The 21,155-nt window shown below is 65.5% G+C and carries 20 protein-coding genes; 12 read left to right on the top strand and 8 right to left on the bottom strand.

Annotation, left to right across the window (positions count from 1 at the left end; translation table 11 throughout):
* Window positions 1-137: 137 nt before the first annotated feature.
* The 9 genes from paaC to H8A92_RS11190 all read left to right on the top strand — a co-directional run bounded on the left by paaC (window position 138) and on the right by H8A92_RS11190 (window position 9,086).
* Complete coding sequence (paaC, locus tag H8A92_RS11230; protein ID WP_229195861.1) at window positions 138-914, top strand: 1,2-phenylacetyl-CoA epoxidase subunit PaaC; 777 nt, start codon at window positions 138-140, stop codon at window positions 912-914.
* Entirely contained in the window at window positions 908-1,411 is a 504-nt protein-coding gene (gene paaD, locus H8A92_RS11225; protein WP_229195860.1) for a 1,2-phenylacetyl-CoA epoxidase subunit PaaD, read from the top strand. The genes paaC and paaD overlap by 7 nt, the downstream gene beginning before the upstream one ends.
* 2 nt (window positions 1,412-1,413) lie before the next feature.
* The gene (gene paaE / locus H8A92_RS11220; protein ID WP_229195859.1) at window positions 1,414-2,490 is read left to right on the top strand and encodes a 1,2-phenylacetyl-CoA epoxidase subunit PaaE; all 1,077 of its coding nucleotides are present in this window, start codon (window positions 1,414-1,416) and stop codon (window positions 2,488-2,490) included.
* Between the two features lie 94 nt (window positions 2,491-2,584).
* On the top strand, window positions 2,585-3,043 hold the full coding sequence (gene paaI / locus H8A92_RS11215) for a hydroxyphenylacetyl-CoA thioesterase PaaI (protein WP_229195858.1): 459 nt from the start codon (window positions 2,585-2,587) through the stop codon (window positions 3,041-3,043).
* Window positions 3,044-3,059: 16 nt separating this feature from the next.
* The gene (gene paaK / locus H8A92_RS11210) at window positions 3,060-4,391 is read left to right on the top strand and encodes a phenylacetate--CoA ligase PaaK (protein WP_229195857.1); all 1,332 of its coding nucleotides are present in this window, start codon (window positions 3,060-3,062) and stop codon (window positions 4,389-4,391) included.
* A gap of 36 nt (window positions 4,392-4,427) precedes the next feature.
* Entirely contained in the window at window positions 4,428-5,858 is a 1,431-nt protein-coding gene (iaaH, locus tag H8A92_RS11205; protein WP_229195856.1) for an indoleacetamide hydrolase, read from the top strand.
* A 102-nt stretch (window positions 5,859-5,960) separates the two neighbouring features.
* Window positions 5,961-6,995: a quinone oxidoreductase family protein gene (locus H8A92_RS11200; RefSeq protein WP_229195855.1), complete on the top strand. Its 1,035-nt coding sequence runs from the start codon at window positions 5,961-5,963 to the stop codon at window positions 6,993-6,995.
* Between the two features lie 145 nt (window positions 6,996-7,140).
* Entirely contained in the window at window positions 7,141-8,196 is a 1,056-nt protein-coding gene (locus H8A92_RS11195; RefSeq protein WP_229195854.1) for a YeeE/YedE family protein, read from the top strand.
* A gap of 179 nt (window positions 8,197-8,375) precedes the next feature.
* Complete coding sequence (locus tag H8A92_RS11190) at window positions 8,376-9,086, top strand: hypothetical protein (RefSeq protein ID WP_229195853.1); 711 nt, start codon at window positions 8,376-8,378, stop codon at window positions 9,084-9,086.
* A 117-nt stretch (window positions 9,087-9,203) separates the two neighbouring features.
* On the opposite strand, the gene H8A92_RS11185 is transcribed toward H8A92_RS11190, so the two are convergent.
* Window positions 9,204-10,103 (bottom strand): DMT family transporter, encoded by a 900-nt coding sequence (locus H8A92_RS11185; protein ID WP_229195852.1) that lies wholly within the window; start codon window positions 10,101-10,103, stop codon window positions 9,204-9,206.
* Window positions 10,104-10,192: 89 nt separating this feature from the next.
* Here H8A92_RS11185 and pdxR point away from each other — a divergent pair, with 89 nt between their 5' ends.
* Window positions 10,193-11,650 (top strand): MocR-like pyridoxine biosynthesis transcription factor PdxR, encoded by a 1,458-nt coding sequence (pdxR, locus tag H8A92_RS11180; RefSeq protein WP_229195851.1) that lies wholly within the window; start codon window positions 10,193-10,195, stop codon window positions 11,648-11,650.
* Window positions 11,651-12,077: 427 nt separating this feature from the next.
* Here pdxR and H8A92_RS11175 read toward each other — a convergent pair whose 3' ends face one another.
* The 6 genes from H8A92_RS11175 to H8A92_RS11150 form a co-directional block, all read right to left on the bottom strand.
* Entirely contained in the window at window positions 12,078-13,298 is a 1,221-nt protein-coding gene (locus H8A92_RS11175; RefSeq protein ID WP_229195850.1) for a bifunctional alpha/beta hydrolase/OsmC family protein, read from the bottom strand.
* Between the two features lie 155 nt (window positions 13,299-13,453).
* Complete coding sequence (locus tag H8A92_RS11170) at window positions 13,454-14,116, bottom strand: sulfite oxidase-like oxidoreductase (protein WP_229195849.1); 663 nt, start codon at window positions 14,114-14,116, stop codon at window positions 13,454-13,456.
* 12 nt (window positions 14,117-14,128) lie between these two features.
* Window positions 14,129-15,451: an MFS transporter gene (locus tag H8A92_RS11165; RefSeq protein ID WP_229195848.1), complete on the bottom strand. Its 1,323-nt coding sequence runs from the start codon at window positions 15,449-15,451 to the stop codon at window positions 14,129-14,131.
* An 82-nt stretch (window positions 15,452-15,533) separates the two neighbouring features.
* The gene (locus H8A92_RS11160; RefSeq protein WP_229195847.1) at window positions 15,534-16,760 is read right to left on the bottom strand and encodes a cytochrome P450; all 1,227 of its coding nucleotides are present in this window, start codon (window positions 16,758-16,760) and stop codon (window positions 15,534-15,536) included.
* 73 nt (window positions 16,761-16,833) lie between these two features.
* Complete coding sequence (locus tag H8A92_RS11155) at window positions 16,834-17,040, bottom strand: ferredoxin (RefSeq protein ID WP_016842874.1); 207 nt, start codon at window positions 17,038-17,040, stop codon at window positions 16,834-16,836.
* A gap of 225 nt (window positions 17,041-17,265) precedes the next feature.
* Window positions 17,266-17,886: a TetR/AcrR family transcriptional regulator gene (locus H8A92_RS11150; RefSeq protein ID WP_229195846.1), complete on the bottom strand. Its 621-nt coding sequence runs from the start codon at window positions 17,884-17,886 to the stop codon at window positions 17,266-17,268.
* 115 nt (window positions 17,887-18,001) lie between these two features.
* Between H8A92_RS11150 and H8A92_RS11145 the strand changes: the two genes are divergently transcribed.
* Both H8A92_RS11145 and H8A92_RS11140 read left to right on the top strand, forming a co-directional pair.
* On the top strand, window positions 18,002-18,748 hold the full coding sequence (locus H8A92_RS11145) for an SDR family NAD(P)-dependent oxidoreductase (RefSeq protein ID WP_229195845.1): 747 nt from the start codon (window positions 18,002-18,004) through the stop codon (window positions 18,746-18,748).
* Window positions 18,749-19,057: 309 nt separating this feature from the next.
* Window positions 19,058-19,687 (top strand): TetR/AcrR family transcriptional regulator, encoded by a 630-nt coding sequence (locus H8A92_RS11140; protein WP_229195844.1) that lies wholly within the window; start codon window positions 19,058-19,060, stop codon window positions 19,685-19,687.
* Between the two features lie 6 nt (window positions 19,688-19,693).
* Here H8A92_RS11140 and H8A92_RS11135 read toward each other — a convergent pair whose 3' ends face one another.
* Window positions 19,694-21,115 carry an amidase gene (locus H8A92_RS11135; RefSeq protein WP_229195843.1) on the bottom strand — a complete coding sequence of 474 codons (1,422 nt, stop codon included), beginning with the start codon at window positions 21,113-21,115 and terminating at the stop codon, window positions 19,694-19,696.
* Window positions 21,116-21,155: the final 40 nt, after the last annotated feature.

Here is a 21,155-nt window from a genome sequence, read left to right as displayed (position 1 = left end):
GTCATGCCTGGACGACGCTTCGCATCGCCAGGAGAACCATGACGCCCCGATCGTAACCGCGGCCATCCTTCGAGACGCCTGCTGCGCAGGCTCCTCAGGATGACGTCGAGCAAGTGGATGCAGGTGGAATAGAGAACATGGCTACCGCCAATATCGAAGTCTCCGAAACGCCGCTGGTGCTCTACGCACTGCGCCGCGCCGACGATGCGCTGATCCTCGGCCATCGGCTGTCCGAATGGTGCGGCCATGCGCCGGCGATGGAAGAGGACATGGCGCTGGCCAATATGGGTCTCGACCTGCTTGGCCAGGCCCGCGAGCTCGACACCTACGCTGCCAAGGTCGAAGGCCGCGGCAATGACGAGGACAAGTTCGCCTATCTGCGCGACGTCAGGCAGTATCGCAATCTGCTGCTGGTCGAGCAGCCGAACGGCGACTTCGCCCGCACCATGGTGCGGCAGTTCTTCTATGCGGCATTCGCCGATCTCTACTGGCGCGCGATGATGGCCTCGTCCGATGCGACCCTTGCCGCGATCGCGGCGAAGTCGGAGAAGGAGAGCGCCTATCATCTGCGGCATTCGTCGGAATGGATCGTCCGTCTCGGCGACGGCACCGAGGAGAGCCACCGCCGCGCGCAGAATGCGATCGACGATCTCTGGGCCTATACCGGCGAGATGTTTGCGGTCGACGACGGCGAGCGCGGCCTGATCGATGCCGGCATCGCAATCGATCCGGCGACGCTAAAGTCGCGCTGGCTGAAGACCGTCACCGGTATCGTCAACGAGGCAACGCTGGCGTTGCCGAAGAGCGATTGGATGCAGCAGGGCGGCCGCATCGGCAGCCATAGCGAGCATCTCGGCCATCTCCTCAGCGAATTGCAGTCCCTGCAGCGGACCTTCCCGGGGGCAACATGGTGACGGTTGCACTCAGCGATGCCGATCTGCGTCGGCGCGCCTGGAGCGCGGCCGCGCAGGTGGTCGATCCCGAAATCCCAGTGCTGACCATCGCCGATCTCGGCGTGCTGCGCGACGTCGCGGTCCACGACGGCCATGTCGAGGTTGCGATCACGCCGACCTATTCCGGCTGTCCCGCCATGAACATGATCGCGCTCGAGATCGAGCTGGCGCTGGAGCGTGAAGGCATTCGCGGGCCGAAGGTCCGCACCGTGCTGTCGCCGGCCTGGACCACCGACTGGATGAGCGAGGACGGCCGCCGCAAGCTCAGGGAATACGGCATCGCGCCGCCGCTGCCGGGCTCCTCGCGCCGCGCACTGTTCGGCGAGCAGCAGGTTGCGTGCCCGCAATGCGGCTCCGTTGATACCGAGCTGCTCTCCGAGTTCGGCTCGACCTCCTGCAAGGCGCTGTGGCGTTGCAAGAGCTGCCGTGAACCCTTTGATTACTTCAAGTGTCATTGACCATGTCGACACCGCGCTTTCATCGTCTGTCCGTCAGCGATCTGCGCCGCGAGGCGTCGGACGCCGTCTCGATGACCTTTGCGATCCCCGACGATCTGCAAGGCGACTACCGCTTCACGCCCGGCCAGTACCTGACGCTGCGCACCACGATGGACGGCGAGGAAGTCCGTCGCTCCTACTCGATCTGCTCCGGCCCCGACGACGGCGAGCTGCGCATCGCTGTGAAGAAGGTCGACGGCGGCGCATTCTCGAACTGGGCCGCCGACGAGCTGAAGACCGGCGATGAGCTCGACGTGATGACGCCGACCGGTCGTTTCGGCGTCGCGCACGCACCCGGCGAGGCACGGACCTATGTCGGATTCGCCGCCGGCAGCGGCATCACGCCGATCCTCTCCATCATCAAGGGCGTGCTGGCGCGCGAGCCGGCGAGCCGCTTCTTCCTGTTCTACGGCAACCGTTCGACCGAAGGCGTCATGTTCCGCGAGGCGCTGGAGGAGCTGAAGGACCGCTTCATGCAGCGGCTGTCGGTGTTCCACGTCATCTCGGGCGAGGAGCAGGACATTCCGATCCTGCACGGCCGGCTCGATGGCGAGAAGGTGCGGGTGCTGCTGCGCTCGCTGGTGCCGGCCGCAACCGTGGATCATGTCTTCGTCTGCGGTCCGGCCGCGATGAGCGAGACCATCGAGGCGACCTGCCGCGAGATCGGCATTGCCGACGAGCGCATCCACGTCGAACGTTTCGTCTCGGAATTCGGCGGCAAGCCGCGCCCGAAAATCGTCGTTCCCGCCGGCGCGCCGCCGAAGGCGATCGCCGGTCTGATCATCGACGGCAAGCGCCGCGAGGTCCCGGTGGCTGACGGCGAATCGATCCTCGACGCCGCGCTGCGTGCCGGCATGGACCTGCCGTTCGCATGCAAGGGCGGCATGTGCTCGACCTGCCGCGCCAAGCTGGTCGAAGGCGAGGCGCCGATGGATCTGAACTATTCGCTGGAGCCGTGGGAGCTGAAGGCGGGGTTCATCCTCACCTGCCAGGCCAAGCCGTGCTCGGAGAAGGTCGTGGTCGATTACGACCACGTCTAGTTCTTTCTGCGCGTTGACGCCCAGGGTGTCGCGCCAAACACTGATGTAACGCCAAGAGGCCCTCCGCAACGGGCCCGCGCACAGGGAGTTCGATGTGAATTTGAAGGCCACGCTATCGCCCGATGATATCGCCCGCGCCTGCGCGGATGCGATGTGGAAGGAAGACGACGCCAGCAAAGGTCTCGGCATGGAGCTCGTCGAGGTCAAGCCGGGGCAGGCTACGATGGCGATGACCGTGCAGCCGCACATGGTCAACGGCCAGCGCATCTGCCATGGCGGCTACATCTTCACGCTCGCCGATTCAGCCTTCGCCTTTGCCTGCAACAGCCGCAACGACCGTGCGGTGGCGGCGCAAGGCAACATTACTTTCATCCGGCCCGGCAAGCTCGGCGATCGCCTGGTGGCGACCGCGCGCGAGGTCTCGCGCAGCGGCCGCTCGGGAATCTACGACGTGCGCGTCACCGCCGGCGACGGCGTGATCGCCGAATTCCGCGGGCATTCGCGCGTGATACCGGGCACCTGGCTGCCGGACACGGATATCAAGGCACAATGATTTCGGGGGAGATGTGATGGTGACGGCAAAGCTCAGGGTCAAGGACGGCGGCTATCACGCCGAGCTCGATTCGGCCGAACGCGCCTCGCGCGACGAGATCATGGCGTTGCAGACCAAGCGGCTCGCATGGTCGCTCAAGCACGCCTATGACAATGTCGCGCACTACAAGAAGAGCTTCGACGCCGCGGGCGTCCACCCCACAGATTTCAAGCAGCTTTCCGATCTCGCCAAATTTCCCTTCACGGTGAAGACCGACCTGCGCGACAACTATCCCTTCAACATGTTCGCGGTGCCGCGCGAACAGCTGGTGCGGGTCCATGCTTCCTCGGGCACGACCGGCAAGCCGATCGTGGTCGGCTACACCAAAGCCGACATCGACACCTGGGCCGACGTGATGGCGCGCTCGATCCGCGCCGCCGGCGGCCGCTCCGGCATGCTGATGCACAACGCCTATGGCTATGGCCTGTTCACCGGCGGCCTCGGTGCGCATTACGGCGCCGAGCGGCTCGGCTGCACCGTGATCCCGATCTCCGGCGGCATGACCGAGCGCCAGGTGCAGCTCATCAACGATTTCCGGCCCGACATCATCACGGTGACGCCGAGCTACATGCTGGCGATCCTCGACGAGTTCAAGCGGCAGGGTCTCGACCCGCGCAAATCGTCGCTGAAGTTCGGCATCTTCGGCGCCGAGCCCTGGACCAATGCGATGCGCGTCGAGATCGAGCAGGCGTTCGATATGGACGCCACCGACATCTACGGCCTGTCGGAGGTGATCGGCCCCGGCGTCGCGCAGGAATGCGTGGAGACCAAGGACGGCCTGCACATCTGGGAGGATCACTTCTATCCCGAGGTGATCGATCCGCTGACCGGCAAGGTGCTGCCGGACGGCGAGAAGGGCGAACTGGTATTTACTTCGCTGACCAAGGAAGCTTTTCCGATCATTCGCTACCGCACCCGCGACCTGACGCGGCTGTTGCCCGGCACGGCGCGGCCCGGCATGCGGCGGATGGAGAAGGTGACCGGCCGCTCCGACGACATGATCATCCTGCGCGGCGTCAACGTGTTCCCGACCCAGATCGAGGAGGCGCTGCTGGCGACCGACTGGTGCGGCGGCCACTTCGTCATCGAGTTGACCCGCGAGGGCCGCATGGACGAGATGACGGTGCTCGCCGAAGCGCGTCCCGAGAGCTGGGACGGTGAGGGGCTCACCGCGCATGCCGAGAAGGTCGCCGGCTTCATCAAGAACACGATCGGCATCTCCACCCGCGTCCGCGTCGTCGCGCCCGAGACGCTCGAACGTTCGCTCGGCAAGGCGAAACGGGTTTACGACAAGCGGCCGAAAGAATAGCCTCTCGCCCGCAATCCAACAGGGCGCGGGGTTTTCATGGCCGATATCAACGGAGCTACCGCTGCGGAGATCGTGGCTGATATCCGCGACAAGAAAGTAACGGCGGTCAGCGTCATCGAGGCGGCGCTCGATCGTGCCGAGCGGCTCAAGCACCTCAATGCCTTCATCGTGCTGAACCGCGACGATGCGCTTGCCGCGGCGCGCGAGGTCGATGCCGGAAAGCGCACCGGCGCGCTCGCCGGTCTCCCCATCGTGGTCAAGGACAACATCAACACGTCGGATCTGCCGACATCGGGCGGCACGCCGGCACTGCAACACGCGCGGCCCAAGCGAAATGCGCCGTCGCTGCAAAAACTGCTCGACGCCGGTGCTGTCGTGATCGGCAAGACCAATCTGCATGAGCTCGCCTTCGGCATCACCAGTACCAATCTCGCGCCGTTCGCGGGACCGGTGCGCAATCCCTACGACACCAGCCGGATTCCCGGCGGGTCATCAGGCGGAACGTCGGCGGCGATCGCCGCGCGCATCGCCACCTGCGGCCTCGGATCGGACACCGGCGGCTCGACCCGCGTACCCGCGGCGCTGACCGGCACCGTTGGCCTCAGGCCTTCTGTCGGCAATGGTGGCGCCGAGCGGCGCTATCACGACGACAACCAGGTGGTCCCGATCAGCCATACCCGCGACACCGTCGGTCCGATGGGCCGCACGGTCGCCGATGTCGCGCTGCTCGATGCGGTGATATCAGGCACGCCGTTGGCCTCGCCCGTTCCGTTGCGCGGCGTGCGTCTCGGCATTCCCGCCTGTTTCTGGAGCGGCCTCGATCGCGATGTCGAGGCGGTCGTTCGCGCCGCCTGCGCCCGGCTCACGGCGGCCGGCGCGGTGCTGGTCGATGTCGATATGCCCGATCTCTTCGAGCAGAACGGCAAGGTGTCCTTCGTGGTCGCGCTGCATGAACCGATCGCCGATATCCCGGCCTGGCTCGCCGCCTCCGGGATTGAAGGGATCACGTTGTCGGATATCGCGGCCGGCGTCGCCAGTCCCGACGTGATCGGCGCGTTCGGCGCGATCACGGCGGACGCTTTCGGTGCCGCTTACGACGATGCGATCAAGGTGCAGCGGCCGGCGCTGCAGGCGATCTATGCCGCCTATCTCAGGGACAACAGACTGGACGCGATCCTGTTTCCGACCACCATCGCGCCTGCACCGGTCATCGACGAAAAGACCGGCTCCGGCGAGATGTCGGTCAATGGCGGAGACCCGGCGCCGACCTTCGGCACCATGATCCGCAACACCGATCCTGGCAGCAATGCCGGCCTTCCCGGGCTGTCGCTCTATGCCGGCATAACGCCCGGCGGCCTGCCGGTCGGGCTCGAGCTCGACGGTCCGGTCGGCAGCGATGCCAGACTGCTCGGGCTCGGCCTGTCGATCGAGTCGATCCTGGGCACGGCCCCGCCGCCGAAGCTCTGAGCTTGCCGGCCCAACAAGCCCCTTGAATTGATCGGTCAGTCGATTAGTCATGGCGGGAGGCTACCCGGCCGCCACCATCCGTGCGCGTTTGCAGCGCGCTTCATGACCGAGACTGGACTGCTTATGCCGTCGGCCCCGCAAGCACATCGTCATCCTGTCGACGCCCGTTGCGTCCGCCTGCTGGCGAAGGCAGAGAACGCAGCGGCGGTCGCGCCTGTTGTCGAGACCCATGCAATTTCGCGCGGGGATAGCGATGTCCTGATCGAGGTGAAGGCGGCGGCGGTCAATCCGTCCGACGTCAAGGCCGCGACCGGATTGATGCCCTATGCCGTCTTCCCGCGAACCTCGGGCCGCGACTACGCCGGTGTCGTGATCGACGGCCCCGCTGACTTCATTGGGCGCGAGGTGTTCGGCTCATCCGGCGATCTCGGCATCCGCCGCGACGGCACCCACGCCACGCATCTCGTGGTCGAGGCCGATGCCGTAGTGGAGAAACCCGGCGGCATTTCCTGGGATGAAGCTGCCGGGATCGGTGTGCCCTTCGTCACCGCGATGGAAGGCCTGCGCCGCGCCGGCGTTCCGAAGGCGGGCGAGACCGTGCTGGTCATGGGCGTAAACGGCAAGGTCGGGCAGGCCGCGGTGCAGATCGCGAGCTGGCACGGTGCGCGCGTGATCGGCGTGGTGCGCAAGAGCGAGCCCTATGAGGGCCACAGCAATTCAGCAGTCGAGGTGATCGATGCCTCTACAACTGATGTTGCGGCGCGCGTGCGCGAGCTGACCGGCGGCAAGGGCGCCGACATCGTCTACAACACGGTCGGCGATCCCTATTTCCAGGCCGCGCACAAGTCGCTGGCGTTGCGCGGCCGCCAGATCCTGATCGCGGCGGTCGACCGCATCGTCCAGTTCAACATCCTCGAATTCTATCGCGGGCAGCACACCTATGTCGGCATCGACACGCTGGCGCTGTCGTCGGTTGCGACCGGCGAGGTGCTGCGCGAGCTTGCACCGGGTTTTGCCGGCGGGCATCTGAAGCCGTTTCCGATCACGCCGAGCGCGATCTATCCGCTGGAACGGGCCAAGGCGGCGTTCGTTGCCGTGGCAGGCTCGTCGCGCGACCGCGTGATATTGCGACCGTAATCCACCGTTATTGCGAGGAGTGAAACGACGAAGCAATCCATTCTCTCCCGCTGTGGTGATATGGATTGCTTCGCGGAGCCTGTCATCCGGCGGCGCTTCGCGCCGACCGGTTGGCTCGCAATGACGAACCCCTGAGGACTCTTCCATGGACCCCGCCACAACGGTCATCCTCGCCGCCCTCATCATCGGCCTGATCTATGGCTCGATCGGGCTGCTCAGCGGCTTCTGCATGATGAGCGGGCTGCGCGGCTGGTGGGCGGAGGGCGACGGCAGGCTGGCGCGCACCTATGCGCTGGCGATGGGCGTCGCAATCGCGGCCTCGCAGCTGCTGGCAGCCACGGGCCTCGTCGATCTCGGCAAGTCGATCTATCTGCAGCCGTCGTTCTCAGCGCCGGTGATGTTCTTCGGCGGCCTTCTGTTCGGCTACGGCATGGTGCTGTCGAACGGCTGCGGTTCGCGGGCGCTGGTGCTGCTCGGGCGCGGCAATCTGCGCTCCTTCGTGGTCGTGATCGTGCTCGGCATTGTCGCCGAGATGACGCTGAAGGGCCTGATCGCGCCGGCGCGGATTGCGATGGTGCAGGCGTCGCAGGCCACGGTATCAGCCAATTCGTTGGCGGCGCTGCTGGCAAGCACCGGCCTCGGCGCCGTGCCGGCGCGGATGGTGGCGGCTTCGGTGCTCGCGGCCGTCCTGATCATGTTCGCCTTTGCCCATGCGCCATTCCGCAAGTCGCCCGGCCAGATCGCGGCCGGCCTGATCGTCGGCCTGCTGGTGGCGGGCGGCTGGTACGCGACCGGCTATCTCGGCGCCGATGATTTCAATCCGGTGCCGGTGACGTCGCTCACCTTCATCGCGCCGATCGCCGACGCGCTGCAATACGTCATGCTGTCGACCGGCTCGACGCTCAATTTCGGTATCGTCACCGTGTTCGGCGTGTTCGCCGGCAGCCTGGTCACGGCGGTTGCGACCGGACGTTTCAAGCTCGAAGGCTACCGCTCGCCGCAGCACATGCTGCGCTCGGCAAGCGGCGCTGCGCTGATGGGTGCGGGCGGCGTCATGGCGTTCGGCTGCTCGGTCGGGCAAGGGCTGACCGGACTGTCAACGCTGTCGCTGTCGTCGTTCATTGCCGTCGCCGGCATCATGCTCGGCACCGCCGCCGGCCTGCGCGGCGCCTTGCGGGTCAGGCCGCTTGCGACGGCCTAGGGCGTTTACTCATAGCCGTCGGCTTCCAGTCATAAAGCGGAAGTTGCCAGTTCGGTAGTTGTCGGCGGCTTATGACCCGAAGCAGGCGCGGATGTCGGGCAATTTTAGATCAACCGGTTAACTTCGGCAGAAGAGGTTGTCTGTCATCACGACGGACACTTGATGACGCAGGCGATGCAATGAAGATGTTTCGCGCACGGTGGGCAATTGCCGCAGGGGTGGCATGTCTTTGGATCGACGGGGCAGCACTCGGCGAGGTTCCTTATGCCTTTTCGGATCATCCATCGCAAGACGGCCGGTGCATCGGCGACCACGGTGCAGGCGACCTTGATCGCTCGGAGAAGGCCTGTCTGGAGCAGGTTGGCGAGCTGGCCCGGCGCATAGGCCCCGGTTTACAATTGACGTTCAGGAACGGGAAAACGCGAGTCTATCTCAACGAGGAAGCGAAATGTCAGAGTAGTGATGCTGAGGGATGCGTAAAGTATCAACTGATCGGCTATTTTCCCGAGCACGATCTTATCTTGATCGAGATCGGTTATTGGGAAGCCGTCAGTTACCGACTTGTATGGGCTGACACGGGTGACGATACGAGCGTTGTTGCACCTCCGCACTATTCTCCGGATAAGCGTTGGCTGGCATCGGTTGCCTCGGGCGAAGGCCCCTCCGGACCTCCGAACGGAATGGACGTAGTTCCGACCAGGCCAAGCTCGTCTCTTAGGGAGTGGCACTACCGCACTCCGGATGACGGCAAATGGCTCTATGAGTTCGCAGGTTGGGACGGCAACGCTCGTGTCAATCTTCTTGCATCATCGTTGGGATCACCCCAACGAAGTGTTCCGACCTCTATCGAGCGCCGAAAGGGAGAGTGGCATCTAAGGGAGCCGCAGTGAGAAACAGGCTGGCCGGCTACCGCTATTGGGCCCAAGGCCGACATGCAGCGACGTCGGTTTCGACGCCAGCTTCCGAGACCGAAGCGGACGTGACGAATCTATGAGTGCGGGCCCTAATTACGCCCGCGCCGGCGCATCCGCGAGCGCGCTCAGCGCGATGCCGCCGACGATCAGCGCCGCGGCAATCGCCAGCGACAGATCGATCGGCTCGCCGAGCAGCAGTGCGGCGGTCACGATGCCGACGATCGGCGTCCCGGTGGTGCCGAGCGAGGTGGTCAGCGCCGGCAGGCTCTTGTTGACCATCGACATTGCCCAATAGGCCAGCGCCGTGCCGATGAAGCCGGAATAGAGAAAAAGCAGCACGAGGTGCGGCGACCATGTCACCGCGGGCACACCCTCGGTGACCAGCGCCGTCGTCGTCAGCACCAGCGTCGCGACCAGCACCTGCCACAGCAAAAGCTGCAGCGGCGTCGCGATCCAGCGGTGCGAGCGGATATAGATGATGTTCGCGGCCCAGCAGATCGCGGCGAGGATGATCATGCCGGCGCCGGCGATGACGTGCAGATTGCTCCAGTCCAGCGATGCCGGGTTGAGGATCACGCAGAGGCCGGCGAGCCCCGAGGCGACCCCGACGAGCTTGAGCGCGCCGAGCCGTTCGGTTCGCGCGGCGCCGGCGGCGAGTGCGACCCAGAGCGGCGTGGTGTAGCCCAGCACGATGCCCTTGCTGGCCGGCAGATAGCGCAGGCCGGCGGCAACCAGCGTCGAGAAGAACGTCATGTGCAGCAGCGCGACGCTGAGCACGACCGGGACATCGGCAATCCGCGGAATGATCAGATTGCCGCTGGCACGCAGGATCACCAGCAGGGCGATCAGGGCGATCCAGCTGCGGATCGACGCGGTCCACAGCGGCGGCACCGCCTCGACCAGCGATTTCGTCACCGACCAGTTGATGCCCCAGGCCAGCACCACGACGATGAACAGGGCGGCGGCTTTGGCGGGAGACAGCGATTGATTCACGGTGGCATCCTTGCAGGCGGTATCGCTTGTGAATAAGATCGCGCTGGCTCTATCGAAAGAGCCAGTCTGGATAGAACGAAGGAGCCAGATTGATCCTCGCCGAATTGCTCGAGCTGAAGCGATCGGACGATGCCGGGCTCGCCGCGCAGCTGACCCAGCAGCTTCGCGCGTTGATGGCGAGCGGCCGGATCAGAAGCGGAGCGGTGCTGCCATCGAGCCGCACGCTTTCGGTGGAGCTCGACGTCTCGCGCAACACGGTGACGCATGCCTATGAGCAACTCGCGGCCGAGGGCTATCTGCGCGTCGCCGCGCGGCGGCGGCCGGTGGTGTCAGACGATATCGAGGCGAAGTTCGCAAAGGCTGCGCCGGCGCCCCGCCGAGATGTCACCCGCAGGCCGTTGCTGTCGCCCTGGGCCTTGCAGCTCTCCGACACGGATTGGCCGCTGTCCTACCAGGCGAATTTCCGGCCGCTCCGTTCCGGGCTCGCGGATGCGCGCGAGTTTCCGCACCAGATCTGGGCGCGCTGTCTGCGCCGCAGCGCGCTGCGCCGCCGCTTCAACGACCAGACCGTGGTCAACCGGCCGAGCCTGCGCGAAGCCTTGCGCGATTACCTCGAGGTTAGCCGCGGCGTCCACGCCGAGGCCGATCAGATCCTGATCCTGCCGACCGCGCAGGCGGCGCTGACGCTGATCGCCGCGACCGTCGTCGCGCCCGGCGACGCGGTGTGGACCGAGGATCCCGGTTATCCCGGCGCCGCGGCGGCGTTTCGCGCGGCTGGCGCCGACGTCGTCGGCGTCAGGCTCGATCAATGGGGCATGATGCGAATGCGTGAGGCACGCGCGCCCAAGCTCATCTTCACGACGCCCTCGCATCAGCATCCGACTGGACGGGTGATGCCGGTTGCGCGCCGTACCGAGCTGTTGGCGGCGGCCGAGCCCGGCAAGACCTGGATCGTCGAGGACGATTACGACGGCGAGTTCCACTACGACAGCCGCCCGATGCCGGCCTTGCAGGGGCTCGATCGCGAGGGACGTGTGCTCTATCTCGGCACGTTTGCAAAAGCGATGACCGCCGATATCCGCATCGGCTATCTGGTGGTGCCGCCATCATTGGCGCAGACCATGGAGATCGCGCAGCGCCACCTCGGACTGATTGCGTCCGTCCACGTCCAGGAGGCACTGACCGACTTCATGGCCGACGGGCACTTCCTGGCGCATGTCAGGCGAATGCGGCGGATCTACCGCGCGCGCCGCGACCATCTCGCCACCGCGCTGACGCGGCACCTCGCGCCGGTGCTCACCGCCGAGGTCCCGCCGGGCGGGATGCAGCTGATCGCCCGTTTCAGGGATGGTGCCGCGGACCAGAATGCGGTCTCGCGGCTGGTGGCGGCTGGCGTCGAGGTGCGCGCGCTGTCGAGCCTCGCGCTGCAGCGGCCGCGCGACCATGGCCTGTTGCTCGGCTTCGCCGCCTGGCGCGAAAACGAGATCGGCGCCGCGGTGCGGATCATGGCGAATTGCCTGTCCGGCAAGCGCGCGGCGCGTGGATAAAGCGTGATGAGATTGAGTTTGAATTGGAGCCGCGCCGAAGGTCCACCTCTCCCTTGGGAGAGGTCGGCGCGTAGCGCCGGGTGAGGGGTTACGGTCCCTCGTTGGAATTGCGGCCTCTCACCCGATTTGCTCCGCAAATCGACCTCTCCCCGCTGGGAGAGGTGAACTGACCCCGGGCCAAACCCGATTCAACCCAACGCGATCGCGCCTTAAGAGGGGGAATCTCGTGTGATTTCGGAATAATAGAAAAATATCCCTGAGTTGCCCGACGTGTCAAGTGGCCTTGTCGAGCGCGGGCGGCCGCCGGCTACTTTGCATGGGGTTGTTTTCGATATTTGTCAGCGCGCCCTTGCGATGGCCCGCAAGCGGGAGAGGGAATGCCGCTGACATGCTGCGCCGGCTCGGCCCGTATCGCTGCGTCGCAGGCTCACTCCGCCGCCTTGGTGACGATCCGCACCTCCGAAGTCAGCGTCTTGTGCACCGGGCATTTGTCGGCGATCTCCATCAGCCGCTTGCGCTGATCGGCGTCGAGGTTGCCTTCGATCCTGATGACGCGGTCGATCTGGTCGAGCATACCCTCGCGCGTCTCGCACTCCTCGCAATCCTTGGCATAGATCTTGTCGTGCCGAAGCGTGACGGTGATGCGATCGACCGGCAGCGACTTGCGGTCGGCATACATGCGCATCGTCATCGAGGTACAGGCGCCGAGCCCGGTGAGCAGGAAATCGTACGGCCCGGGGCCGGTGTCATCGCCGCCGACGCCGACCGGTTCATCGGCGATCAACCGGTGCGGACCCGTGGTGACGATCTGCTGGAACTTGCCGTTGCGGGTCTCCTGCACCACGACGTTGCGCGGCGCGCTGCCGGTGTCGGCCACAGGCTGCGGCGCGAGGTCGACGTAGCGCTCGGCCCAGGCGCCGATCACGTCGGCGACATAGGAGGCGTCCTGCTTGCCGCTCAGGAGATGATCGGCACCCGCAAGCGAGACGAAGCTCTTCGGGTGCTTGGCCGCGATGAAGATGTTGGTGGCGTTGTCGATGCCGACGGTGTCGTCGGTCGGCGAGTGCATGACCAGCAGCGCCTTGTGCAGCTGCTTGACCTGCGCCATCAGATTCTGCTCGGCAACGTCGTCGAGGAATTCGCGCTTGATGCGGAACGGGCGGCCGGCGAGCGACACTTCGCCTTCGCCCTGCGCGCGGATGTCCTCGATCCGGTCCCTGAAGAAATGCGTGACGTGAACCGGATCGGAGGGCGCGGCGATGGTGACCACCGCCTTCGCCTCGGGGATTTGGCCCGCTGCCGCGAGGATCGCGGCACCGCCCAGGCTGTGGCCGATCAGGATTGCCGGCGCCTTGCGCGTTTCGCGCAAATGGTCGGCGGCGCGGACGAGATCAGCGACGTTCGACGAGAAGGTCGAGTTGGCGAAATCGCCCTCGCTGGAGCCGAGGCCGGTGAAGTCGAAGCGCAGCGTCGCGATGCCCTTCGCGGCCAGCGCGACCGCGATGCGCTTGGCCGCCAGCACGTCCTTGCCGCAGGTGAAGCAGTGCGCGAACAGCGCATAGGCCTTGATCGGGCCGTCGGGCGTATCGAGTGCGGCGGCCAGCTGATGGCCGCCTACACCGGTGAATTGAAAGCGTTCATGCGGCATCTTTTGCTCCGGATGGTTCTACACCTCTCCCATAGGGAGAGGTCGAATTTCGAGCATAGCGAGAAATTCGGGTGAGGGGTTACGCTCCATCGGGGGCCGCGACCCCTCACCCGGCGCTTCGCGCCGACCTCTCCCCATGGGAGAGGTGAGGAAAGTCAGTCGCCAGAATAGCGCTGTTCGGCCCAGGGATCACCGCGATTGTGATAGCCGCGCACCTCCCAGAAGCCCGGCGCATCGTCGGTCAGGAATTCGATGCGCTGCAGCCATTTGGCGCTCTTCCAGAAATAGAGATGCGGCACCACCAGCCGCACCGGCCCGCCATGCTCCTGCTCCAGCGGCTGGCCCGACCAGCTATGGGCGAGCAGGGCGTCCTCGGCGGCGAAATCCTCGAGCGGCAGGTTGGTCGTATAGCCGTCATACGAATGCAGCACGACGAACCGCGCATCCTCGCGCGGCTGGCAGGCGGCGAGCAGGTCGCGTGTGGCGAGCCCCTCCCACTGGTTGTCATAGCGCGACCAGGTCGTGACGCAGTGAATGTCCGAGACGAACTGCGTCTGCGGCTGCGCCATGAATTGCGGCCAATCCCAGTAGATCGTCTGCTCGACCGCACCGTGGACGTCGAGCCGCCAGCGTTCGCGCGTGACGTTCGGCAGCAGCCCGAGATCGAGCACCGGCCAGTCCGCCGTCAGGTGCTGGCCCGGCGGCAGACGCTGCTCCTCCGGCCGGGTGACCCGGCCGGTCAGGAATTTGCCTTCGCGCGCCCAGCGCTGCTTGCTGCGCGTCAGTTTGCTCTCGGGCGGCTCCTGGTCGTCGGTCATCGCATCAGGCCATCACTCGTGGCGGTGCATCGCGGAGTCGTGCTTGGTGTCGCGCATGGTCGAGTAGATCAAGAGCGACAGGAAAATCATGCCGCTGAGATAATAGTAGAACCAGCCCTCGTGCCCGATGCTCTTGAAATAGAGCGCGACCGCAGGCGCGGTGCCACCGAAGATCGACACGGTGATGGCGTAGGGCAGGCCGACGCCGAGCGCGCGGACATTGGTCGGAAACAGCTCGGCCTTCACGATCGCATTGATCGAGGTGTAGCCGGCGACGAAGATCCAGGCGCCGCAGATCAGCAGGAAGGCGGTGAAGGGCGACTTGGTCTCCTTCAGCGCGGTCAGGATCGGGACCGTCGCCAGCGTGCCGACGACGCCGAAGAAGATCAACAGCGGCTTGCGGCCGATGCGGTCGGACAATGCGCCATAGATCGGCTGCAGGAAGGTCGCGAAGATCAGCGAGCCGAAGATCACGAAGGTGGTCTGGTCCTCGGTGAGGCCGACCGACAGCTTCACGAAAGTCTGCATGTAGGTGGTGAAGGTGTAGAACGCCGCGGTGCCGCCGGCGGTGAGCCCGACCACCAGCAGCAATTCGCGCGGGTAGTTCAGGAGGCCGACGATCGAGCCGGTCGGCTTGGAGACCTTCTTGGCCTCCTCGAATGCCTCGGTCTCGTGCAGGCCGCGCCGCATCACTGCAGCGAAGATCGCGAGCATGGCGCCGATCACGAATGGAATCCGCCAGCCCCAGGCCTTCAGCTCGTCCGGCGTCAGGAACACCTTCTGCAGCAGCAACAGCACGATGATCGCGGTGAGCTGGCCACCGATCAGCGTGACGTACTGGAAACTGGAGTAGAAGCCGCGATGCTTGGGATCGGCGACCTCGCTGAGATAGGTGGCGCTTGCGCCGTATTCGCCACCGAGGCTGAGGCCTTCGATGACGCGGGCGAGCGCCAGGATCGCGGGGGCTGCAATGCCGATGCTGGCATAGGTCGGCGTCACCGCGATGATCAGCGAGCCGAAACACATGCAGACCACCGAGAGCGTCAACGACAGCCGGCGGCCGTAGCGGTCGGCGATGAAGCCGAACAGCCAGCCGCCGAGCGGGCGCATCAGGAAGGTTGCGGCAAACAGCACCGCTGCATTGAGCTGCTGCACCACTGGGTCGCTGTGGGGGAAAAACGCCGGCGCGAAATAAAGCGCAAACGCGGTGTAGGCGTAGAAATCGTACCACTCGACGAGATTGCCGACCGAGCCGATGAAGATCGCCTTCACCCGCCGCTCGACGTCGTGGATGTCGAGATGATCGCTCGCGGGTTGAGCGGTTTGATCGGACATAGGCTGGCCTCCCCGGATTCTCTGGACGATTCCGGGGCAAGCTACCTCATTGGGTTGTGCGATGTAACTGCTGTCCGGTTCCTCAGGCGTTCTTGCCGAACAGAACGGGCAGTTGACGCGGGCCGCGCACCGTGCCTTCCGACCAGGTGACCTTGCCGGCCGGGTCGAGTCGAAAATCCGGGATCCGCTTCAGCCATTCCTCGATCGCCACCTGCATCTCCATTCGCGCCAGGTTGGAACCGACGCAGCGGTGAATGCCGAGGCCGAAGGCGGCGTGGCGGTTCTCCTTGCGGTCGATCACCACCTTGTCCGCGTCGGGGAACATGGCGGGGTCGCGGTTGGCTGCGGGGAATGACAACAGTACCATGTTGCCCGCCTTCACCGGGCAGCCGGAGATCGTGGTCTCCTTCATCACCTCGCGTGCCATCGTGACAGGCGAATAGGCGCGCAGGAATTCCTCGATCGCGGTCGGGATCAGCGCCGGCTCTGCAATCAGCCGCTCGCGATCGGCCGGCGTCCTGGCGAGGTGCCAGAGCGAGGAGCCGATCGCGCTCCAGGTGGTGTCGATGCCGGCGATCAGGAGCAGCCGCAGCGAGCCCAGCACGTGCTCGTCGGTCAGTGGCTGGCCGCCGGGGCCCTTGGCCCGCAACAATTGCGAAATCAGATCGTCGCTCGGCGCAAGCTTGCGCTGCTCGAGATGGGCCATGAAGTAGCCGGTCATCTCGCGCACGCCGCTCATCATCTCGTTCTCGTCCTTGATGCCGAGCTCGAGGATCTGATGGATCCACTTGATGAAGAGGTCGCCGTCCTTCTCGGGAATTCCCAGCATATGCGCGATCGCGCGCACCGGGATGTGCTTGGTGTAACGCGCCGCGGCGTCGCAATGGCCATCGGCGATGAATTCATCGATCAGCTCGTTGCAGATCGCGCGCACGCGCGGCTCCAGCCGCTTCATCGCATCCGGCGTGAACGGCGGCAGCAGCACCTGCTTGGCGGGCTTGTGCTCCGGCGGATCGGAGGTGATCGGCGGCGCACGGGCCGAGATCTCGGGACGGACGTCGCGGACGATGACGCGGCGCGAGGAGAAATGTTCGGTGTCGTAGGCGATTTCCTTCACCGCCTGATAGGTGGTCGGCATGTAGCAGCCGAGGAAACGCTCGGTGTGCACGACCGGCGAGGCGGCGCGCAGCGTCTCCCAGATCGGGAACGGGTCGTCGGTCCAGACCGGATCGGTGTGGTCGAAATCATGGACCCAGTCGGTGACCGGGGGATGTTCGGGCAGAAAGCTCGCGGACGGGGAATCGGACATCGGCTCGTTTCCTTCTCGTTCGATCAACGTTGGTCGGCACAACGGGCGGCGCGCGGCCAGCCCTTGGCCGGCGCTATTCCTCGGTGACTTCGATCGCGATTTCCGGGCAGTTGGTCTGCGCGAGCCAGGCCTTGTCCTCGAGCCCGGCCGGCACGGTCCCGTCGCCGACTTCATGGGCATTGCCGTATTCGTCGAGTTCGAACAATTCGGGGGCGAGTGATTTGCAGCGGGCGTGACCCTGGCATTTATCCTGGTCGACGCGGATTCTTAGCTTGGACATGCAAGCACTCTCCCTCGGCTCTGGCGCGCTGAAGCACGCCGGGTTCCTCATGTAATTGAGCAAGTCTTGGCTTGCTTGGGCGGCCGGCCGAATGATCGGCTCGCCAAGTTATAGCATATTACATTATTGTCCGGCTTGGGCGTCAAGCGAAAATTCGGGGTACTTGACGGGGTGCCCAGCGACAGCCGCGACATGGTGGCCGACGCCCCCGGGCGCGCCGGTCTGCTAATGAGCGGCTGGCGTAGGTGCGGTGAGCGGGCTCCAGGCGGCGAGGGCGGCGGCCGCAATCTGCTCGAGCTGCTTCCGGGTGGCGCCATCGCGCGCCTGGATCGACATGCCCTGCTGCACGGTGATGTAGTATTTGGCGATCGCGTCGAGGTCCGCCGCAGGTGAGATCTCGCCGCGCTCGACGCCCTGGCGCAAAAGTTCGCGCAGCTCCGTCACCGCCTGCGCGCGCCGCTGCACGAGCTCGCGCCGCACGGTCTCGGAATGCTCGTTCGGATGCAGCGCCGACAAGACCACCAGGCAGCCCGGCGGACGTGAGCGGCGGGTGAAGACGCGCGCGGTCTGCATCAGGAGGGTCTCCACGGCCTGGTAGGCGGTGTGCGTTTCGGTCACGGCACCCCAGATCAGTCCGCCTTCGCTCGCCACGTAATAGTCGAGCGCCTTGCGGAACAGGTCCTCCTTGCCGCCGAAGGCGGCGTACAGGCTGGGCGAGGCAATCCCCATCGCCGAGGTGAGGTCGGCCATCGAGGCGCCCTCATAGCCCTTCAGCCAGAACACCTCCATCGCCCGGGCCAGGGCGGCGTCCTTGTCGAAGTTCCGGGGGCGGCCACGCTCAGCCATCGCCTCACCATTTCTGTGTCGATCATTAAATAATTCCATTGACGTGTCGGCGCAAGCTCCTTAATTCTGTGTCGATCGTTACAGAAATGTCGCCCCTCAAACGAACGAGCCGAACATGACCCAGTCCCTGCAAGGAAAACGCGCCCTCGTCACCGGCGGCAGCCGCGGCATCGGCGCAGCCATCGCCAGGCGTCTTGCCGCCGAAGGCGCCGATGTTGCCATCACCTATGAACGCTCGGCCGATCGCGCCGAAGCCATTGGCGCCGAGATCAGGAAGCAGGGCCGCCGTGTGCTGGCCCTGCAGGCGGACAGCGCCGACGCCAGCGCCGTGCGCGGCGCGGTGAACGCCGCCGCCAAGGCGTTCGGCGGTCTCGACATCCTCGTCAACAATGCCGGCATCTTCCGTGGCGGCGGTCCGATCGACGCCATCACGCTGGAGGATATCGACGCCACGCTGGCCGTGAACGTGCGGGCGGTGGTGGTCGCATCGCAGGCCGCGGTCGCCCATATGGGCGAGGGCGGTCGTATCATCAACATCGGCAGCAACCTCGCCAGCCGGGTGCCGGATGCCGGCATGAGCCTCTATTCGATGAGCAAGTCGGCGCTGATTGCCTGGACCCAGGGCTTGGCGCGTGACCTCGGCGGCCGTGGCATCACGGTCAATATCGTCCATCCCGGCTCCACCAACACCGACATGAACCCGGCCGATGGCGAGCAGGCCGAGGCGCAACGCGCGCGCATGGCCATCAAGCGCTACGGCAAGGCCGACGACGTCGCTGCCCTGGTCGCGTTTGTTGCCGGTCCCGAAGCCGGCTCGATCAATGGCGCGGGTCTGACCGTCGACGGCGGCGCCAACGCTTGACGATGTTGCCAGTTACGGCACCGAGCGCGCCGGTGCGCGCTCGGTGCTGCGGCGACCGTGGATAATGGTCGTCTGGCGCTGCCTCCGGAGCGGCGGCAATCCTGCCTTGGGCCAGGCCGGACTGAGGCAGGGAACCCGTTAAGCAAATCAGAATCCACGGCTGGCTTGACAGACTTTCCAATGGACGCGCTTGCCGGTTTTGCGGTTAATAGCCTGCGGATGTCGTGTTCGCGAAAGTGACCGAAGCGGCCGATGTCGCTGTTGTAGCGTTCTCCGCTCTAGCCCGACCGACCGGTGATCAGCATCTCGATGGGACAAATCGTTCGTAAGCCGTTCAAGACCTACCACCATGGCGACCTCCGCGAAGCCCTGATTCAGGCCGCCTTACGTGAGGTCGAACTCGGTGGCCCCGAAGCGATCAGCATCAAGGCGTTGGCCAAGCAGCTCGGCGTCTCGCAGCCGGCGCCGTACCGGCATTTCGCCGACCGCGAGGCGCTGCTGCAGGCGGTCACCGCGGAGGCGTTCCGGCAGTTCAACGTGATCATGCGCGAGGCGATCGAGCAGCCCGGCAAGGGCTCGAAGCTGTCGCGTTTTGCGCAGGCTGCGCTGGCCTTCGGGCTCGAGCGCCACGGCATCTACCGCTTGATGTTCGCGTCCAGAACCATGGCCTGCGCGCCTGTCGGCAGCGAGCTGCACATTGCTGCGATGGAAACGCTGGCGCTCTTGATCGAGTCGTTCGAGGCGCCGGCCGTCGGCCTGTTGCGCGAGCGGCAGGCGCTGAAGATCTGGGCCGGGCTGCATGGCATCGTGATGCTCGCCGAGCAGGGCTTGCTGACCGGCGAGGTCGCCCAGATCAGCCGCGAGGAACTGATGGACGAGATCGTCGAGCAGACCAAGCTCGCACTCACCGTCGCGCTCAAGGCGACGGGAGAGGCGTAGGCCGCCTTATCGCGGCGGCCGCGGATCGATCGGGGTGGTGCCGCGCACGCCCAGAATATCTTCCAGCACTTTCGCGCCGGCCAGAAGCTGCGCCTCGGCGCGCGGCTTGGCGATCATCTGCAGGCCGACCGGCAGGCCCGACGCGGTGAAGCCGCAGGGCAGCGACAGCGCCGGGCAGCAGGCCAGCGTGATCGCATAGACGATGCCGAGCCATTCGACATAGTTGTCGAACTTCTTGCCGTCGCATTCGGCGACATAGCGGTTCTCGACCGGGAACGGCGGCACGATGGTCGCGGGTGCCAGCAGCAGGTCATACTTGTCGAAGAATTCGAGCGCACGCTGCGTCATCGCGACGCGCTGCGCCTCGGCGCGTTCGAGTTTCTCGACCGTGAGCTTCAGCCCTTCCTCGATGTTCCAGATCACTTCGGGCTTGAGCAGATCGCGCTTGGTGCGCAGCAATTCGGCCTTGCTGATCGCGAAATCGAACGCGCGCAGCACGTGGAAGCATTCATGGGCCTCGCGGAAGTCGGGATGCGCCTCCTCGACGATCGCGCCGGCCTCTGCGAAGCGCTCCGCGGCCTTGCGGGTCACCGCCTTGACCTCGGGATCGACGGGCGTGATTCCGAGATCGGGCGAGTATGCGATGCGCTTCGGCGTCTTGCCGGAACACGTCGCCGACAGGAACGACGTCGGCAGCGCGGGCAGCGACAGCGGATCGGCGGCATGCTCGCCGCTCATCGCGTCGAGCAGCAGCGCAAGGTCCTCGACATTGCGCGCCATCGGTCCCTGCACGCCGAGGGTACGGTCGACGCCGAATTTCGGCGTATGTGCGACGCGGCCGATCGAGGGCCGCAGGCCGACGATGCCGCAGAAGCTCGCCGGGTTGCGCAGGCTGCCGCCCATGTCGGAGCCGTGGGCGAGCCACGCGGTGCCGCTGGCCAGTGCGGCCGCGGCGCCACCGGACGAGCCGGCAGCCGAGCGCGACGTGTCCCAGGGATTGCGGGTCGGACCGAACACCTCGTTGAAGGTGTTGGCCCCGGCGCCGAATTCCGGCGTGTTCGACTTGGCGTAGATCACGCCGCCGCTCTGTTCGAGTTGTTCGACCAGGATATCCGACTTCGCCGGGATGTTGTCCTTGAAGATCGGTGAGCCCAGCGTGGTCAGCACGCCGGAGACCGCGGTGAGGTCCTTGATCGGAACGGGAAGGCCCGCGAGCAGGCCGCGCTCGCCGACCGGCTTCTGCATCAGCGCCTTGGCGTGGGTGCGGGCGCGATCGAAGCAGAGCGTCGGCAGTGCGTTGACCTTGCGGTCCACCTCGGCGATGCGCTGTTCCAGCACGTCGAGTAGGTCGAGCGGCGTGACGTCACCGGCTTTCAGCTTCTCGACGACGGCACACGCCGTTTCCTTCACCAAGCCCTGATCAGCCATGCGCCGTTGCTCCTATGAGTTCTGTTTGCTTGTGCTGTAG

Origin of the sequence: Bradyrhizobium acaciae (assembly GCF_020889785.1) — a bacterium.
Lineage (GTDB): Bacteria > Pseudomonadota > Alphaproteobacteria > Rhizobiales > Xanthobacteraceae > Bradyrhizobium > Bradyrhizobium acaciae.
The sequence above is the reverse complement of the archived record's forward strand: the minus strand, read 5'-3'. Positions and strand labels throughout refer to the sequence as shown.

Bases quoted from the DNA above. Each gene is read 5' to 3' on its own strand.
- paaC (WP_229195861.1), top strand. From the start codon at position 138: ATGGCTACCGCCAATATCGAAGTCTCCGAAACGCCGCTGGTGCTCTAC.
- paaD (WP_229195860.1), top strand. From the start codon at position 908: ATGGTGACGGTTGCACTCAGCGATGCCGATCTGCGTCGGCGCGCCTGG.
- paaE (WP_229195859.1), top strand. From the start codon at position 1,414: ATGTCGACACCGCGCTTTCATCGTCTGTCCGTCAGCGATCTGCGCCGC.
- paaK (WP_229195857.1), top strand. From the start codon at position 3,060: ATGGTGACGGCAAAGCTCAGGGTCAAGGACGGCGGCTATCACGCCGAG.
- iaaH (WP_229195856.1), top strand. From the start codon at position 4,428: ATGGCCGATATCAACGGAGCTACCGCTGCGGAGATCGTGGCTGATATC.
- H8A92_RS11200 (WP_229195855.1), top strand. From the start codon at position 5,961: ATGACCGAGACTGGACTGCTTATGCCGTCGGCCCCGCAAGCACATCGT.
- H8A92_RS11195 (WP_229195854.1), top strand. From the start codon at position 7,141: ATGGACCCCGCCACAACGGTCATCCTCGCCGCCCTCATCATCGGCCTG.
- H8A92_RS11190 (WP_229195853.1), top strand. From the start codon at position 8,376: ATGAAGATGTTTCGCGCACGGTGGGCAATTGCCGCAGGGGTGGCATGT.
- H8A92_RS11175 (WP_229195850.1), bottom strand. From the start codon at position 13,298: ATGCCGCATGAACGCTTTCAATTCACCGGTGTAGGCGGCCATCAGCTG.
- H8A92_RS11170 (WP_229195849.1), bottom strand. From the start codon at position 14,116: ATGACCGACGACCAGGAGCCGCCCGAGAGCAAACTGACGCGCAGCAAG.
- H8A92_RS11165 (WP_229195848.1), bottom strand. From the start codon at position 15,451: ATGTCCGATCAAACCGCTCAACCCGCGAGCGATCATCTCGACATCCAC.
- H8A92_RS11160 (WP_229195847.1), bottom strand. From the start codon at position 16,760: ATGTCCGATTCCCCGTCCGCGAGCTTTCTGCCCGAACATCCCCCGGTC.
- H8A92_RS11155 (WP_016842874.1), bottom strand. From the start codon at position 17,040: ATGTCCAAGCTAAGAATCCGCGTCGACCAGGATAAATGCCAGGGTCAC.
- H8A92_RS11150 (WP_229195846.1), bottom strand. From the start codon at position 17,886: ATGGCTGAGCGTGGCCGCCCCCGGAACTTCGACAAGGACGCCGCCCTG.
- H8A92_RS11145 (WP_229195845.1), top strand. From the start codon at position 18,002: ATGACCCAGTCCCTGCAAGGAAAACGCGCCCTCGTCACCGGCGGCAGC.
- H8A92_RS11140 (WP_229195844.1), top strand. From the start codon at position 19,058: ATGGGACAAATCGTTCGTAAGCCGTTCAAGACCTACCACCATGGCGAC.
- H8A92_RS11135 (WP_229195843.1), bottom strand. From the start codon at position 21,115: ATGGCTGATCAGGGCTTGGTGAAGGAAACGGCGTGTGCCGTCGTCGAG.